This window comes from Aurantimonas aggregata (genome assembly GCF_010500835.1).
GTDB classification, from domain to species: Bacteria; Pseudomonadota; Alphaproteobacteria; order Rhizobiales; family Rhizobiaceae; genus Aurantimonas; species Aurantimonas aggregata.
Window position 1 is genome coordinate 45,073 of the sequence record NZ_JAAAMJ010000009.1, and the last position, 16,535, is coordinate 61,607.

Below are 16,535 nucleotides of genomic sequence, written 5' to 3' on the forward strand. Positions count from 1 at the left end.
CCAGACGCAGACCCGAATAAGGCAGAATTGATGACAGATCGTCCCCGCATCGGCTTCGTCGGCGTCGGCCTGATGGGCCATGGCATGGCCAAGAACATCGTCGAGGCCGGCTATCCCCTGACGGTGCTCGCCCACAGGAACCGCGAGCCGGTCGAGGACCTCAAGAAGCGCGGCGCGGCGGAAGCGGGCGGCGTCGAGGAGCTGGCCGCAGCGTCGGACGTGATCTTTCTCTGCCTGCCGGGCAGCCCGCAGGTAGAGGCGACGGTCGCCGCGATCCTTTCGGGAGAACCAGCCGGCAAGACGATCATCGACACTTCGACCAGCAACCCGGTCTCTACCCGTGCCCTCGCCGAGCGCTGCGCCGCGGCCGGCGTCACGCTGATCGACGCACCCTTGTCGCGGACGCCGAAGGAAGCCTGGGAAGGCACGCTCGACACCATGGTCGGCGCCAGCGAAGCCGATTTCGAGCGGGTGCGCCCGCTGCTCGAGACCTGGGCGGGCAAGGTGGTCCGCGTCGGCGAGATCGGCGCCGGGCACACGATGAAGCTTCTCAACAACTTCGTCTCGCTGGGCTACGCCTCGATCTATTCCGAAGCCCTGGCGATCGGCGCCAAGAACGGAATCGATGCGGCGACCTTCCACGGCGTCATCGGCGGCGGAAGGATGGATTGCGGCTTCTACCAGACCTTCATGCAATACGTCGTCGGCCGGGATCGCGACGCGCACAAGTTCACGCTGCGCAACGCCCACAAGGACATGCGCTACGTGGTTTCGCTGGCCAACGAGAGCGGCATCGCCTCGCATGTCTCCTCGACCGTCAAGAACGGCCTCGCGACGGCGGAATCGCTCGGGCGCGGCGACGACTTCCTGCCGATGCTGTCGGACGTGGTCGCGGAACTGAACGGCATCAGGCGCACGGACCGTTGAAAGGCTTGCGAGGCGATGGGCAGAGGAAGACGACACTGACGAAACCCGATGCTCCCGGTGACGACGGCCGCGCGCGCGTTCGCGGCAACGGCGGTTCGCGCCCACGGCCGAGCCTGCAGGGCGTTGCCTCCATGCCGGCGCGCGAGCGGGCGTATCGCGAGCTGAAGTTCCGGATCCTCGAGGGCCGCCTGCCGCCGGGCACGACGCTGCTGGAGACCGAGGTCGCCGCCCTTTTGTCGATGAGCCGGACGCCGATCCGCGAGGCACTGATCAAGCTCGACGAGGAAGGCCTGGTCCGGGTGCGGCCGCGCCACGGGGTGACCGTGCGGTCGCAGTCGCTCGACGACCTCGCCGAGATCTACGAGGTGTTTTCGGCGCTCGAAGTGGTCGCCGCGCGGCTTCTGGCCCGGCGCGGCCTGTCGGAAGCGGAGATCGAGCGGCTGCACGGGCTGATGGCGCAGATGGAGCGCGCGACCAAGCGCGACGACATCGCGCAATGGTCGCAGCTCGACGACAATTTCCATGCCGAGATCGTCGCCCTGTGCGGCAACAGCCGGCTGCAGACGACGCTCCGGCAATACTGGGACCAGCAATATCGCGCCCGTATGGCGATCGTGCCGCTGCGCCCGCGCCCGTCGCAGTCGGACGACGAGCACCGGGCGATCGTCGCGGCGATCGCCGCGCAGGACAGCGACGAGGCCGGACGGCTGCACCAGCTGCACCGCGACCGCACCGACCAGCAGGCGCTGGCGCTGCTGCGGTTGCAGGCGGGACCGGCCGCGCAGGATGTGGCGGAAGAATAGACGGACGCCCGGCAGGCGCAATGTATACATTGTGCCTGAAGGCTCGCTGTGGGATGAGCCAGGCTGGACTTGAGGGAGGGAAGAAGATGAACAGGATCGATCTCGAAGGGCGGACGGCGGTCATCACGGGCGGCGCGCGCGGCATCGGCCTTGCAACCGCCGAACGCGTGATTGCCAGCGGCGGCTCGGTGGTGATCTGGGACGTCGACGGCGCCGCGATCGAGGCTGCGGTGGCGGAGCTCGGCGACAGGGCGACCGGCCGGCCGGTGGAACTCACCGACGCCGCTGCGGTGGAGGAAGCAGCCCGCGCGGCCGGGCGCATCGACATCCTCGTCAACAATGCCGGCATCACCGGCGGCAACGGCAAGACCTGGGAACTGAGCCCGGAGATCTGGCGCAAGACCGTCGAGGTCAATCTCGTCGCGCCGTTCCTGACCAGCCGCGCGGTCGTGCCGCTGATGCTGGCGAACGGCTACGGGCGCATCGTCAACGTCGCCTCGATCGCCGGCAAGGAGGGCAATCCCAATGCCTCGCACTATTCGGCGTCGAAGGCCGGGCTGATCGGCCTGACCAAGTCGCTCGGCAAGGAGCTCGCCGGCACCGGCATCCTGGTCAACTGCATCACCCCGGCGGCGGCGCGCACGGCGATCTTCGACCAGATGAGCCAGGAGCACATCAACTACATGCTGTCGAAGATCCCGCTCGCCCGCTTCGTCGAGCCGGCGGAAGTCGCCGCGATGATCGTCTGGCTGGCGTCGGAGGATTGTTCCTTCTCGACCGGCGCCGTGTTCGACATTTCCGGCGGCCGCGCCGTCTACTGATCCGGGCGCCCGTCGCCGCCACGAGGAGAACCGCCATGGCCATCGCGCATGTGACGCTGATCGGCACCGGCCTGATGGGCGCGCCCATGGCCCGCAACATCGCCAAGGCCGGCTTCGCCGTCACGGTCTGGAACCGGACGCTCGCCAAGGCCGAGGCGCTGGCCGACGTCGCGACGGTCGCCAGCGATCCCCGCGCGGCGGTCGCCAACGCCGACGCGGTGATCACCATGGTCGACAATTCGCCGGTGGTGACGGAGATCTATTTCGGCAGCGAGGGGGTGGTGGAGGCCGCACCCGAGGGCACGCTGTTCATCGACATGTCGTCGATCCAGCCTGCCGTCGCCCGCGACCACGCCGCCGCCATCGAGGGCGCCGGGCGCCGCCATCTCGACGCGCCGGTCTCCGGCGGCGAGAAGGGCGCGATCGAGGGGACGCTGGCGATCATGGCCGGCGGGCGCCAGGACGATTACGACGACGCAGAGCCCCTGCTGGCGGCGATGGGCCGGCCGACCCTCGTCGGCGTGCACGGCGCCGGCCAGGTCGCCAAGCTCGCCAACCAGGTGATCGTCGCGGTGACGATCGGCGCCGTCTCGGAAGCCATGCTGCTGGCACAGGAAGGCGGCTGCGACCCGGCGGCATTGCGCACGGCGCTGATGGGCGGCTTTGCAACCTCGCGCATCCTCGATCTCCACGGCGAGCGCATGGCCGAGCGCAACTGGGTGCCGGGCGGGCCGCTGGCGCTGCAGCTGAAGGATATCGACAACGCGCTGGAAGTCGCCCGCGCCGCGGGCCTTAGGCTGCCGCTGACGGAGGTCGCGCGCGACGCGTTCCACGCCCTGACACACGAGATGGACATGGGGCGCCACGACCACGCCGCCTATCTGCGCTGGCTGGAGGCGATCAATCCCGGCAAGCGGTTGGGCTCGGGTCCGGACCGGGAACCGCCGCTGGCCGGATAGCCGGCTTAGCGCCGCCGGGACGGCCTGGAACTATGTCTGCGGCTCGTCGCCCGGCAGGGTGATCCCCGGAAACACCTTGATCACCGCGCTGTCGTCGAGCTGGCCGTAGCCGGCCTGGCTGGCGGTGGCGAACATCGCGTAGGCGGTGGTCGCCAGCGGCAACGGGAATTGCATCGACAGGCCGGTCTCGGTGACGAGGCCGAGATCCTTGACGAAGATGTCGACCATCGAATGCGGCGTGTAGTCGCCGTCGACGACGTGGCGCATGCGGTTCTCGAACATCCAGGAGTTGCCGGCCGCGTGGGTGACGACGTCGTACATCGTCTCCAGCGGAATGCCCGCCTTGGCGGCGAGCGCCATCGCCTCGGCACCGGCGGCGATGTGGACGCCCGCGAGCAACTGGTGGATGATCTTGACCGTCGCGCCGTCGCCGATCGTCTCTGAGATGCGGTAGACCTTGCCGGCGACCGCATCGAGCACCGGCTGCAGCGCGTCAAACACCGAAGCGGGCCCCGCTGCCATCACCGTCATGTCGCCGGCGGCGGCCTTCACCGGCCCGCCCGAGACCGGCGCGTCGAGCATCGTCAGCCCTGCCTCGGCGAGGTCGGCGGCGATGGCTTTCGCGTCGGCGACGGAGATCGTCGCGGAGACCATGACGGGCGTTCCGGGCTTCAGGTGCGGGGCAATCCCGCGCTCGCCGAACAGCGCGTCGCGGCACTGCGCGGCGTTGACCGTCAGCACGACCACCGCGTCGAGGTCGTCGGCGAAGGCACGACCGCCCGCCCCGGCCGCGACCGCGCCGGCCGCCATCAGTTCGTCGCAGGCACTGTTGCGCGGGTCGACGCCGTAGGTGGCAAGCCCCGCAGCGAGGCACGACTTGGCCGCGCCCATGCCCATCGAGCCGAGGCCGATCACCGCGACACGCATCGCCGCCTGCCCTGCCATGCCGCTATTCCTTCACGGCGCCCGTCATCGACGAGACGTAGTAGTCGACGAAGAACGAATAGAGGATCACCACCGGCAGCGAACCGAGCAGCGCGCCGGCCATCAGCGCTCCCCATTCGTATATGTCGCCGCGCACCAGCTCGGTCAAAACGCCGACTGGCACGGTCTTGTTCTCCGAGGACGAGATGAAGGTCAGCGCGTAGATGAACTCGTTCCAGGACAGGGTGAAGGCGAAGATGCCGGCCGAGATCAGCCCCGGCACCGCCAGCGGCAGCACGACCTTGGTCAGGATCTGCCAGCGCGTCGCCCCGTCGACCAGGGCGCTCTCCTCGAGCTCGAACGGGATGGTGCGGAAATAGCCCATCAGCAGCCAGGTGCAGAACGGAATCAGGAAGGTCGGATAGGTGAGGATCAGCGCCAGCCGCGAATCGAAGATGCCGACCTGGAAGACGATGAAGGCAAGCGGGATGAACAGGATCGACGGCGGCACGAGATAGGCGAGGAAGATCAGGAGCCCGGTCACGCGCGCGCCGGAGAAGCGGACGCGCTCGATGGCGTAGGCGGCGAAGACCGAGGCGGCGAGCGCGATGACGGTCGAGGCGACCGAGACCAGCATCGTGTTCCACAGCCAGCCCGGATAGGAGGTCTCGAACAGGAGATACTTGATGTGCTCGAGGGTGGGCTGCACCACCCAGAACGGGCTGTATTGCTCGTAATTGGTCAGCTGGTTGTCCGGCTTCACCGCGGTGATCGCCATCCAGTAGAACGGGAACAGCAGCACGAAGACGAATACGGCCAGCGGCAGATAGACGACGAAAATCCGTCGCGGCAGCGTGTTGAACTGGCGCATGCCCTCCGAATCGTCGCTGATCGGGGCGCGCACGCCGGCGGTGTCTTGCTGGCTCATCGGATCATCTCCTCAGTCTGCCCCGCCCTGCTGCCATTTGCGGCGCTGCAGCCCGAAGAACGAGAACAGGATGGCGGCCAGCAGGAACGGGATCATGGCCACCGCGATCGCCGCGCCCTCGCCCAGCTGGCCACCGGGGATCGCGCGCTGGAACGACAGCGTCGCCATCAGATGCGTGGCGTTGACCGGCCCGCCCCGGGTCAGGACGTAGATCAGCTGGAAATCGGTGAAGGTGAACAGCACCGAGAAGGTCATCACCACCGCGATGATCGGCGTCAGCAGCGGCAAGGTGATCTTGGTGAAGCGCTGCCACGAGGTGGCGCCGTCGAGCGCCGCCGCCTCGTTCAGCGATTGCGGGATGGTCTGCAGCCCGGCGAGCAGCGAGATGGCGACGAACGGGATGCCGCGCCAGACATTGGCGGCGATCACCGCGGCGCGGGCGTTGTTCGGATCGCCGAGGAAGTTGATCGGCGTGTCGATCCAGCCCCACTGCATCAGCACCCAGGAGATGATCGAGAACTGCGAATCGTAGATCCACCAGAAGGCCAGCGCCGACAGCACCGTCGGCACCACCCAGGGCAGGAGGATGATCGCCCGGAAGAATGTCTTGAACGGCAGATGCTCGTTGAGGATCAGCGCCAGCCATAGCCCGAGGCCGAACTTCAGCACCGAGGCGACGGTCGTGTAGAGGACCGTGTTGTAGACCGACAGCCAGAACACCGGGTCGTCGAAAAGCCAGGCGTAGTTTTCCAGCCCGATGAAGACGCCGGTGCGGCCGATCGTCGTGTCGGTGAAGCCAAGCCAGACGCCGAGAAACAGCGGATAGGTCAGGAAGCACAAGAGGAAGGCCGCCGCCGGCAGCATGAACAGGAGGCCGAGGCCGTTGCGGCTCTGCGACAGCCGCGCAAGGCGCGACGGCCGGGCGGTCGCTGTTGTGCTGGACATGGACGGGCCTCCCATCGCTGCTGCAGGCACTCGCCGGCCTGGCCGGCACGGCGGCGACGCAATGAGCGCCGCCGCCGGATAAGCGGAAAGCCCGACCGGACGGCCAGGCCTACGTCCGTCAGCGGTAGTAGCGCTGTGCCCGCCGCTCGGCGTTGGCCATGGCTTCATCGGCCGTCCGCTGGCCGGTGACCGCTTCGGCAAACATGTCGACCAGGACGTAGTCCGCCATCGTGCCGGCCGAGGCCGCCCCGAGCGGACCCGCATAGCCGTTCGGCCGCAGGGTCTCCGACGCCCGTGCGTAGGGCGCGTGGATCGGGTTCGAGGTCCAGATCGGATTGTCGGCAAAGGCCTTCAGCGGCTGGCAGCAATAGGCGCTGGCGCCCTCGATCCAGGCGTTCATCTGCTCGGCCTGGTACATGAAGTCGATATAGGCCTTGGCCGCCTGCGGGTACGCGGTGTGGCTGAAGATCGACAGGGTCGACGTCTGGTGCAGCTCGACCGGCTCGCCGAGCGGGCCGACCGGGAAGTTCACCGTGCGGATGTCCTCGGCGATCTCGGCCATGGCCGGGTCCTTGGTCGCGGCGTAATAGAGCGAGACGCCGTTGGCCGTCAGCGACACCTGGCCGGCCAGGAAGGCGCGGTTGTTGTTGATGTCGAGCCAGCTCTCGGTGCCGGGAATGAACGTCGCGTAGAGCTTCTGGGCATATTCGATCGCGGCCTTGGTCTCGGGGCTGTTGATCGTGACGTTGCCCTCTTCGTCGACCATCTTGCCGCCGTGGCTCCACAGCAGCCAATGGGCATAGTTGTTGCCGTCGCCGACCGCCTTGCCGTGCGGGAATCCGGCCGGCGTGCCCTTTTCCTTGAGCGCCGTGCAGAGCGCCAGGAAGCCGTCGGTATCGGTCGGAAACTCCTCGAACCCGGCCGCCTTCATGTGGCTGTCGCGGTAGCAGATGGCGTTGCCGATGGCGCAAAGCGGCACGGCGATGAACTTGTCGCCCTGCTTGGCGTAGCCTTCGAGACCCTCGTACCAGCCGCCATGCTGCTCGCCGAGCGCGGTGGCGAGGTCGGTCACGTCGACCAGCTTGTCGGGATACTGGAACGGATCGTCGAACCAGCTCATCACCATGTCCGGGCCGGAGCCGACATTCGCCGCGACGGCGGCCTTCGGACGCACGTCCTCCCAGCTTTCCTGGTCGATCTGCACCTGGACGCCCGTCGCGTCGGTAAAGGCCTGGGTGTTGGCGTTCCAGGCGGCTTCCTCGCCGGCGACGAACGGTACCCAGCGCAAGAGGCGCAGCGTGGCGCCCTCCTCGGGCGTGAAGCGCGCGGCGGCGTCCTGCGCCAGAGCCCTCGTGATGCCGAACCGGTCGCCCAGAGCGACACCGGCGGCGATGCCGGCAGTGCCTGCCAGCAGCGTTCTGCGATTGATCGTCATGCTGTTTCCTCCTCTTGCGCGGAAGCGTTCCGGCTTGTGCCGCCGGCGGGCTCCCGCTGCCGCCGCGGCTTTTCCTGCTGCGACCGACGCTCCCCCTCCTCCAAGGGCGCACGACGGCCGTTACGCATCAGTCCGACACACGCGCCCCCGTCTTGGCGTCGAACAGATGCACGGCATCTGCGTCGATCGAGACCATCAGCTCGTCGCCCGGGCCTTCGGTGAGACGCTCGCGGAAGACGCAGATCACCTCGGTCGCCCCGAGGCGGGCGACCACGTGCGTCTCCGAACCGGTCGGCTCGACCACCTCGATGCGCAACGGCACGTCGCCGCCGATGCGGAAGGATTCCGGTCGCACCCCGTAGATCGTCTCGCGGCCGGGCGCGGCCTGGCCCGGCCGGGCGATCGGCAGCCTGAACCCGTCGCCGGTGACGAAGCTCGTCCGGTCGTCGGGATCGGCCGCGCCCGTCAGCATGTTCATGGCCGGCGAGCCGATGAACCCGGCGACGAAGAGATTGTCCGGCCGGTCGTAGAGCTCCAGCGGCGTGCCGACCTGGGCGACGCGGCCGTCATGCATGACGACGATCTTGTCGGCCATGGTCATCGCCTCGATCTGGTCGTGGGTGACGTAGACCGTGGTGGTCTTCAGGCGCTGGTGGAGGTTCTTGATCTCGGTGCGCATCGACACGCGCAGCTTGGCGTCGAGATTGGACAGCGGCTCGTCGAACAGGAACACCTGCGGGTCGCGCACGATCGCCCGCCCCATGGCGACGCGCTGCCGCTGGCCGCCGGAGAGCTGGCGCGGATAGCGGTCGAGCAGCTGGGTGAGGCCGAGAATCTCGGCCGCCGGCTTGACCCTGGCCTCAATCTCCTCTTTCGAGGCCCGCTTCAGCATCAGCGAGAACGCCATGTTCTGGGCGACGGTGATGTGCGGATAGAGCGCGTAGTTCTGGAAGACCATCGCGATGTCGCGATCCTTCGGCGGCAGGTCGTTGACCACCCGGTCGCCGATGAGGATCTCGCCGGCACTGATGTGCTCGAGGCCGGCGAGCATCCGCAGCAGGGTCGACTTCCCGCAGCCCGATGGCCCCACGAGCACGACGAACTGGCCCTCGTCGATATCCACCGACACGCCGTGCAGCACTTCCACCGTGCCGAACGCCTTGCGGACGTCCCGGAACGTCACCGATGCCATGCGCTTCCTCACCCAAAGCGGACGTATTCTTGTCGTTGGGCGGCATACTGTCCGCTAAGCTGCGGTCGCGCAACTGCCTCCGGCAAATAATGTATACGTCGGTTACGGGCTGCTCGGAGCGGTATCCTCAGCTCTCGGTGGCAAGCTTCGGCGGCCCCTTCAGCGCCTCCTCGCCGGCATAGGCATCCGGCAGATTGGCCTCGGCCTCCTGCTCGGTCCGGTACCACTGGTTGTAGCGGTATATCACCAGCTTATCCCGGCCGAGCCCGCGCAACAGGCCGTACATCATCAGGATGATGACGAAGGCGAAGGGGAAACCCGCCACCACGGCGGCCGCCTGCAGCGCGTTGAGGCCGCCTGCCGCCAGCAGCACCGCGGCGATGCAGCCTTCGGTGATCGCCCAGAACATCCGCTGGATCTTCGGCGGGTTGGCGTCGCCGCCGGCGGTCAGCATGTCGATGACGAAGCTGCCGCTGTCGGAGGAGGTGACGAACCACATCACGATCATCACCATGATCACGCAGGAGATCACGCCGGAGAACGGGAAGAAGTCGAGCAGCGCGAAGATGGCGTTGCCGTAGCTTTCCTTCGTCGCCTCGATCAGCCCCGGATCGCCGGCGAGTTCGAGATTGAGCGCCGTGCCGCCGAAGGCGGTGAACCAGAAGAACAGGATCGACGTGGGCACCAGCAGCACGCCCAGGATGAACTCGCGGACGGTGCGGCCCCGCGAGATGCGGGCGATGAAGATGCCGACGAAGGGCGACCAGGAGATCCACCAGGCCCAGTAGAAGATCGTCCAGTCGACCTGCCAGTTGGTGCCCGAATAGGCTTCGCTCCACGTGCCGAAGGTGATCAGCCCGGCGACGTAATTGCCGACATTCTCGACGAAGCTGTCGAAGATGTAGAGGGTCGGCCCGGTGACGACGATGAAGGCGAGCAGCGCGAAGCTGAGCGAGATGTTGAGGTTGGAGATCCGCTTGATGCCGCCGTCGAGGCCGAGCATCACCGAGATCGTCGCCAGCCCGGTGATGCCGGCGATCAGCGCGATCTGCACGATCAGGCTGTCCCCCACCCCGAACACGATGCCGAGCCCGGCATTGATCTGCATGACGCCGAGCCCGAGCGAGGTGACGATGCCGAACATCGTGCCGAACACCGCGAGGATATCGACCGTATGGCCGATCGGCCCGTAGATGCGTTCGCCGATCAGCGGGTAGAGCGCCGAGCGCACCGACAGCGGCAGGCCGTTGCGGTAGTGGAAATAGGCGAGCGACAGGCCGACGATGCCGTATATCGCCCAGCCATGCAGGCCCCAGTGCAGGAACGACAGGACCATCGCCTGCTTGGCGGCCTCGATCGTCTCGGGCTCGCCCATCGGCGGCGCGAAGAAGTGGAACAGCGGCTCGGAAACCGCCCAATAGAGCAGCCCGATGCCGATGCCGGCACTGAACAGCATCGCCGTCCAGGACATGAGGCCATATTCCGGCGACTCCGTCTGGGCGCCGAGACGCACGTCGCCGAAGCGGCTGAAGGCCAGATAGATGCAGAGACCAAGCGCAAGGTTCGTCGTCAGGATCAGGAACCAGCCGAAATAGTCGGCGATACCGGCCTGCGCGCCCGTGAAGATCGTCGACGCCAGATCGTTGAACAAGGCGCCGAACACGATGAAGCCGAGGATGAGAATAGCGGAGATGGTGAAGACGGGTCGACTGACGTTCGGAAACGGCCCGAGCCGCCCGGTCTTTACCTTGGTCGCCATGCTTCACGTCCCCGTTGGTGGCCGGCGCCCGCTGCGCCCCCTTCTGCGAAGTGGCGGAGATGCCGCAAAAGCCAAGGGTTCCGACCGGGAAAGCTGTCGCAAGGGCTGTTTCGGCGTCGGTTTTCGGAAAACAGCGCCAGCAGGAGGGCGTCGCGCCCTCCGGGTGGCCGGCAGGGACGCTGATCGGATTGCCTTGGCACCGGTCGCTGTCGGTGAGCGTCTGTTCGCTCGTGCGGCAACCTGCGACCGCTAAACCGGGCGAGCAGCCACCGTGCTGCTCCAGCGGAAGCGGACAGCTCTATCGTACTTGTATTTGTTGCGCTGCAGCAAACATGACCACTCTCCATGTTGCAGGGCAATATAATGCAGCAGTCGGAGTGGCTTCATCCGAAAGTACTATAGGCGAAGCGGCTTTACTCGTGGACGATACGCGTCATCCGGTCAGGTTGGCGGCAGGCGGTCGATGCGTCGTGCCTCCGCTCATAAGGTCGGAATGGGATAATCGGGAGGTGACTAATGGCTTTTTACAAGGACGGATGGACCCGTCGTCGACTGCTGACCACCGGCGCCGGCCTCACGGCCGGCCTCGCCATGCCGCATGTCTTCACGCGCGGGGCCTGGGCGCAGGATCAGGCATTCTGCAACAACCCGTCCGGTAGCACCGTGACGCTCGGCTTCAACGTTCCGCAATCCGGCCCGTACGCGGACGAGGGTGCGGACGAGCTGCGCGCCTTCCAGCTGGCGGTCAAGCACCTGAACGGCGAAGGCGACGGCGGCATGCTGTCGACGATGCAGCCGTCCAACCTCAAGGGCAACGGCATCCTGGGCAAGAAGGTCGCCTTCGTGACCGGCGACACCCAGACCAAGTCCGACGCGGCGCGCGCCTCGGCCAAGCGGATGATCGAGGCCGACAAGGCGATCATGATCTCCGGCGGCTCGTCCTCGGGCGTCGCCGTGGCGGTGCAGTCGCTGTGCCAGGACATGGGCGTGGTGTTCATGGCCGGCCTGACCCATTCCAACGACACCACCGGCAAGGACAAGCGGCGCTATGGCTTCCGCCACTTCTTCAATGCCTACATGTCGGGCGAGGCGCTCGGCCCGATCCTCGCCGAGGAATACGGCACGGATCGCCGCGCCTACCACCTGACCGCCGACTACACCTGGGGCTGGACGCAGGAAGAGTCGATCAAGAACGCCACCGAGACGCTCGGCTGGGAAACCGTGCAGGCCGTACGCACCCCGCTCGGCGCCGGCGACTTCTCGCAGTATCTGACGCCGGTCCTGAACTCGGGCGCCGACGTGCTGATCCTGAACCATTACGGCGGCGACATGGTCAACTCGCTGCGCCAGGCCGTCACCCAGTTCGACATGCGCTCCAAGCAGGCCAACGGCAAGGACTTCCAGATCGTCGTGCCGCTGTTCTCGGAGCTCATGGCGCAGGGCGCCGGCGAAGCGGTGAAGGGCATTCTGGGCACCGCGAACTGGGACTGGAAGCTCGACAACGCCTCCACCCAGGCCTTCTCCAAGTCGTTCGGCGAGGAATTCGGCAGCCCGCCGTCGCAGGCCGCCCACACCTGCTACGTCCAGACGCTGCTCTACGCCAACGCGGCGGAGACGGCCGGCACGTTCTACCCGCCGGAGCTGATCAAGGCGCTGGAAGGCTTCGAGTTCGACGGCATGGGCAACGGTCCGACGCTCTACCGCGCCGAGGATCACCAGTGCTTCAAGGACGTGCTCGTCGTTCGCGGCAAGGAGGCGCCGACCAACCAGTTCGACCTGATGGAGATCGTCAAGGTCGTGCCGCGCGACGACGTCACCTACGACGCCTCGATATTCGGTGGCGAGCTCGGTCCATACGACGCCAAGGAATGCTGACCAGTCGCTGATATCATCCGGTCGCCGGCAGAAATTCCGGCGGCCGTTCACGTCCGAGAACAAGACGATTTCGTGCCGGCCTCAAAGGCGACGGCACCGCACGGCAACCGCAATGCCGCTCGCCAAGGGCCGCGTTCGCAGCCCCCGACGCCATGAAGCGGCAACCCACGGAGCGACCCAAGGGCACATGGACGCCATCATTCTCCAGATCCTCAACGGCCTCGACAAGGGTGGGGCCTATGCGCTCATCGCCCTCGGCCTGACCCTCATCTTCGGCACGCTCGGCGTGGTCAATTTCGCCCACGGCGCCCTCTTCATGCTCGGCGCCTTCTGCGCCGTGACCTTCTCGATGGTGCTGTCGACCTCCGAACGCGTCCGCGACGAGAGCGTCACCTTCTTCGAGGCCTACAAGGAAGTGCCCTATCTCGAGATCTGGTTCGGCGAAACCGGCCGCACGATCCTCGACTGGTCGGTGCCCCTGTCGATGCTCCTGGCGATCCCCTTCATGCTGCTGGTCGGGCTGGCGATGGAGCGGGGCCTGATCCGCTATTTCTACAAGCGCAGCCACGCCGAGCAGATCCTCGTGACCTTCGGTCTCGCCATCGTGCTGCAGGAGCTCGTCAAGCATTATTTCGGCGCCAACCCGATCCCGTTGACGGCACCACCGGCCTTCGCCGGCAGCGCCGACATCGGCCAGTGGTTCGGTGTCTCCGGCCTCAGCTATCCGATGTGGCGGATCATCTACTTCCTGTTCTCGCTCGCCGTCATCGGCGCGGTCTTCGCCTTCCTGCAGCTGACGACGTTCGGCATGGTGGTGCGCGCCGGCATGGCTGACCGCGAGACGGTCGGCCTGCTCGGCATCAATATCGGCCGCAAGTTCTCGATCGTCTTCGGCCTGGCGGCCGTCGTCGCGGGGCTCGCCGGCGTCATGTACACGCCGATCCTGTCGCCCAGCTACCATCTGGGCATGGACTTCCTGGTCCTGTCCTTCGTCGTCGTCGTTGTCGGCGGCATGGGCTCGCTGGGCGGCGCGGTGGTCGCCGGCTTCCTGCTCGGGATCCTGCAGTCCTTCTCCTCGATGACCGAAATCAAGGCCATCGTGCCGGGCATCGACCAGATCATCATCTACCTTGTCGCCGTCGTCGTCCTGCTGGTTCGCCCGCGGGGACTGATGGGCCGCAAGGGCGTCATGGAGGCCTGATCGATGAACAGCGCCATCACCTCGAACGAACTCGGCGACACGCCGCACGAGACGACCCGCAAAAGCCGGGACAGCCGGCCCTTCTTCACGACGACGATCGGCGACTTCACCTTCACCGCGCTGTTCGCGGCGGCGGTGCTGACCATGCCGATCTGGCTCGCGCCGATCGGCGCCGGCTACCCGGACATCCTGCAGAAATTCGCGATCTTCGGGATCTTCGCGATCGGCTTCAACATCCTGTTCGGCTTCTCCGGATACCTGTCCTTCGGCCACGCGGCGTTCCTGGGCACCGGGTCCTACGCCGCCGTGTGGATGTTCAAGCTCCTGTCGATGAACGCGATCTTCGCGATTCCCTTCGCGATCATCGTGGCCGGCATCTTCGCGCTGGCCATCGGCTATATCTGCCTGCGCCGGTCCGGCATCTATTTCTCGATCCTGACCCTCGCCTTCGCGCAGATGTCCTACAATCTCGCCTATTCGGTGCTGACGCCGATCACCAACGGCGAGACAGGCCTGCAGATCTCGCGGTCCGATCCGCGCCTGATCGACCGGGCCCTCGGCGAGGCCGGCGCGAGCCTGCCGTCGCCGAACTTCTTCGGCATCGAGCTGCAGGGCTATCCGGGCTTCTATTTCTGCGCGATCCTGTTGATCCTCGGCTTCTTCCTGGCGCTGCGGATCCGCAACTCGACCTTCGGCCTGATGCTCTTCGCCATCAAGTCGAACCAGAACCGCATGGGCTACACCGGTTTTGCCTCGCGGCCCTATCTGCTCACCGCCTTCGTCATCTCCGGCATGTATGCCGGCCTGGCCGGCGGTCTCCTGGCGGTGACCGACCCGCTGGCCGGTGCCGACCGGATGCAGTGGACGGCTTCGGGCGAGGTGGTGCTGATGACCATCCTCGGCGGCGTCGGGACGCTGCTCGGCCCGGTGATCGGTGCGGCGGTGATGAAGTATCTCGAGCAGATCTTCTCCTCCTTCAACGACAACTTCCTCTACCGGACCTTCGACTTCCTGCCGGACTGGGCCCAGACCGTCGCGGTCGAGATCACCAGTCCCTTCGTCGGCGAGGGCTGGCACCTGACGCTCGGCCTCCTGTTCATGGTCATCGTCATCTTCCTGCCGGGCGGCATCATGGAGGGCATGCGCCGCATCACCGGCCTGTTCCGCAAGTCGAAGACGGCGGACGAGACCGACCATGCCCGCATGAAGCACGAGTAGGAAAGCCGACATGGACATTCTCACCATCAACGGCGTCAGCAAGCGCTTCGGCGGCCTCAAGGCCCTCGACAACGTCAATCTCAAGGTCAAGGAAGGCACGGTCCACGCGATCATCGGGCCGAACGGCGCTGGCAAGTCGACCCTGCTCAACACGCTCGTCGGCCGGCTCGTGCCGGACGAGGGTACCGTCGAGTTCGACGGCGCGCCGCTGCTCGGGCACAAGCCGCACCAGATCAACCAGGCCGGCATTGCCCGGGTGTTCCAGACGCCGGAGACCTTCGCCGAACTGACGGTGATGGAAAACGTCATGATCCCGGCCTTCGCCCGCAAGGACGGAGCGTTCCGGATCAATCTCTGGGGCCGCGCCAACGACCGGCGCGTCGTGCTGGAGGAGGCCGAGGAAATCCTCGAGGACCTCAACCTGACCGCCCAGCGCCACCAGCGCGTCGATTCCATGTCGCGCGGCGACAAGCGGCGGCTGGAACTGGCCATGTGCCTCGTTCAGCGGCCGAAGCTGCTGCTGCTCGACGAGCCGACCGCCGGCATGTCGCGGGCCGACACCAACAACACCGTCGATCTTCTGAAGAAGATCGCCAAGCGCGGCATCACCAAGGTGATCATCGAGCACGACATGCACGTCGTGTTCTCGCTGGCCTCGACCGTCAGCGTGATGGCGCAGGGCACGGTCATCGCGGAAGGCACGCCCGAGGCGATCAAGGCCGATCCGCGCGTCCAGGAAGCCTATCTCGGGGGAGCCCACCTATGAGCGAGACGCTGGACACCACCCGCCCGCACGGCCGGAGCGCGCCTGCCGAGACGGTTCGGACCGCCGGCCAGCCCTTCTTCGCGGCCCGCGACCTGCACGCCTATTACGGCGAGAGCTACATCGTGCAGGGCGTCTCCTTCGAGGTCAACGAGGGCGAGATCGTCGCGCTTCTCGGCCGCAACGGCGCCGGCAAGACCTCGACCCTGCGCACCATCGCGCGGGCCGGAACGCCGCTGCTCAAGCACGGAGAGATCTGGCTCGACGGCCAGCCGCTGCACACCATGCAGAGCTTCGAGGCCGCCCGGCTCGGCGTCCAGCTGGTGCCCGAGGACCGGCGCATCATCGCCGGCCTGACCGTCGAGGAGAACCTGAAGCTCGCCCAGATTGAACCACCGATCGGCTGGAGCCTCGAGCGGATCTACGAGCATTTCCCGCGGCTGGCGGAGCGACGCAACCAGGACGGCATCACCATGTCCGGCGGCGAGCAGCAGATGCTGGCGGTCGCGCGGGCGCTCGCCCGCGAGGTCAAGCTGCTGCTCCTGGACGAGCCCTACGAGGGCCTCGCCCCGGTCATCGTGCAGGAGATCGAGCGGATCCTCGAAGAGATCAAGCAGCTCGGCATCACCACGATCCTGGTCGAGCAGAACGCCATCGCCGCCCTGCACCTGGCCGACCGCGCGATCATCCTGGAAATGGGCGAGATCGTCTTCGACGGCACCGCCCAGCAGATCATCGACGACAAGGAAATGCGCCTGCAATACCTCGCCGTCTGATCCGCTTCG

The 16,535-nt window shown here is 66.6% G+C and carries 15 protein-coding genes; 9 read left to right on the plus strand and 6 right to left on the minus strand.

From position 1 onward, the window contains the following. The first annotated feature begins 30 nt into the window (after nucleotides 1-30). From GTW51_RS12880 to GTW51_RS12895, 4 genes are all read left to right on the plus strand, one after another. Nucleotides 31-927, plus strand: coding sequence for an NAD(P)-dependent oxidoreductase (locus GTW51_RS12880; protein WP_163044343.1), 897 nt, complete (start codon nucleotides 31-33; stop codon nucleotides 925-927). 131 nt (nucleotides 928-1,058) lie between these two features. Next, nucleotides 1,059-1,730, plus strand: coding sequence for a GntR family transcriptional regulator (locus GTW51_RS12885; protein ID WP_246233061.1), 672 nt, complete (start codon nucleotides 1,059-1,061; stop codon nucleotides 1,728-1,730). An 86-nt stretch (nucleotides 1,731-1,816) separates the two neighbouring features. Beyond that, on the plus strand, nucleotides 1,817-2,551 hold the full coding sequence (locus GTW51_RS12890) for an SDR family NAD(P)-dependent oxidoreductase (RefSeq protein ID WP_163044344.1): 735 nt from the start codon (nucleotides 1,817-1,819) through the stop codon (nucleotides 2,549-2,551). Nucleotides 2,552-2,586: 35 nt separating this feature from the next. Beyond that, nucleotides 2,587-3,510 carry an NAD(P)-dependent oxidoreductase gene (locus GTW51_RS12895; RefSeq protein ID WP_163044345.1) on the plus strand — a complete coding sequence of 308 codons (924 nt, stop codon included), beginning with the start codon at nucleotides 2,587-2,589 and terminating at the stop codon, nucleotides 3,508-3,510. 30 nt (nucleotides 3,511-3,540) lie between these two features. Here the strand turns inward: GTW51_RS12895 and ltnD are convergent, their stop codons facing one another. The 6 genes from ltnD to GTW51_RS12925 all read right to left on the minus strand — a co-directional run bounded on the left by ltnD (nucleotide 3,541) and on the right by GTW51_RS12925 (nucleotide 10,693). Further along, nucleotides 3,541-4,455: an L-threonate dehydrogenase gene (ltnD, locus tag GTW51_RS12900; RefSeq protein ID WP_163044346.1), complete on the minus strand. Its 915-nt coding sequence runs from the start codon at nucleotides 4,453-4,455 to the stop codon at nucleotides 3,541-3,543. Between the two features lie 4 nt (nucleotides 4,456-4,459). Continuing rightward, on the minus strand, nucleotides 4,460-5,362 hold the full coding sequence (locus GTW51_RS12905) for a carbohydrate ABC transporter permease (protein WP_163044347.1): 903 nt from the start codon (nucleotides 5,360-5,362) through the stop codon (nucleotides 4,460-4,462). Nucleotides 5,363-5,374: 12 nt separating this feature from the next. After that, entirely contained in the window at nucleotides 5,375-6,307 is a 933-nt protein-coding gene (locus GTW51_RS12910; RefSeq protein WP_163044348.1) for a carbohydrate ABC transporter permease, read from the minus strand. A 118-nt stretch (nucleotides 6,308-6,425) separates the two neighbouring features. Next, on the minus strand, nucleotides 6,426-7,742 hold the full coding sequence (locus GTW51_RS12915; protein WP_163044349.1) for an ABC transporter substrate-binding protein: 1,317 nt from the start codon (nucleotides 7,740-7,742) through the stop codon (nucleotides 6,426-6,428). Between the two features lie 127 nt (nucleotides 7,743-7,869). Beyond that, a complete protein-coding gene (locus GTW51_RS12920) occupies nucleotides 7,870-8,934 on the minus strand; it encodes an ABC transporter ATP-binding protein (protein WP_163044350.1) in 1,065 nt (354 codons plus the stop codon). A 127-nt stretch (nucleotides 8,935-9,061) separates the two neighbouring features. Continuing rightward, a complete protein-coding gene (locus GTW51_RS12925; protein WP_163044351.1) occupies nucleotides 9,062-10,693 on the minus strand; it encodes a BCCT family transporter in 1,632 nt (543 codons plus the stop codon). Nucleotides 10,694-11,209: 516 nt separating this feature from the next. On the opposite strand from GTW51_RS12925, the gene GTW51_RS12930 reads away from it, so the two are divergent. The 5 genes from GTW51_RS12930 (at nucleotide 11,210) to GTW51_RS12950 (ending at nucleotide 16,526) form a co-directional block, all read left to right on the plus strand. Continuing rightward, nucleotides 11,210-12,568: a substrate-binding protein gene (locus GTW51_RS12930; RefSeq protein ID WP_163044352.1), complete on the plus strand. Its 1,359-nt coding sequence runs from the start codon at nucleotides 11,210-11,212 to the stop codon at nucleotides 12,566-12,568. Between the two features lie 187 nt (nucleotides 12,569-12,755). Further along, on the plus strand, nucleotides 12,756-13,769 hold the full coding sequence (locus GTW51_RS12935) for a branched-chain amino acid ABC transporter permease (RefSeq protein WP_163044353.1): 1,014 nt from the start codon (nucleotides 12,756-12,758) through the stop codon (nucleotides 13,767-13,769). 144 nt (nucleotides 13,770-13,913) lie between these two features. Then, on the plus strand, nucleotides 13,914-14,987 hold the full coding sequence (locus tag GTW51_RS12940) for a branched-chain amino acid ABC transporter permease (protein WP_246233074.1): 1,074 nt from the start codon (nucleotides 13,914-13,916) through the stop codon (nucleotides 14,985-14,987). A gap of 10 nt (nucleotides 14,988-14,997) precedes the next feature. Continuing rightward, complete coding sequence (locus GTW51_RS12945) at nucleotides 14,998-15,753, plus strand: ABC transporter ATP-binding protein (protein ID WP_163044354.1); 756 nt, start codon at nucleotides 14,998-15,000, stop codon at nucleotides 15,751-15,753. Further along, on the plus strand, nucleotides 15,750-16,526 hold the full coding sequence (locus tag GTW51_RS12950) for an ABC transporter ATP-binding protein (protein WP_163044355.1): 777 nt from the start codon (nucleotides 15,750-15,752) through the stop codon (nucleotides 16,524-16,526). Before GTW51_RS12945 ends, GTW51_RS12950 begins: the two co-directional genes overlap by 4 nt. Nucleotides 16,527-16,535 lie beyond the last annotated feature (9 nt).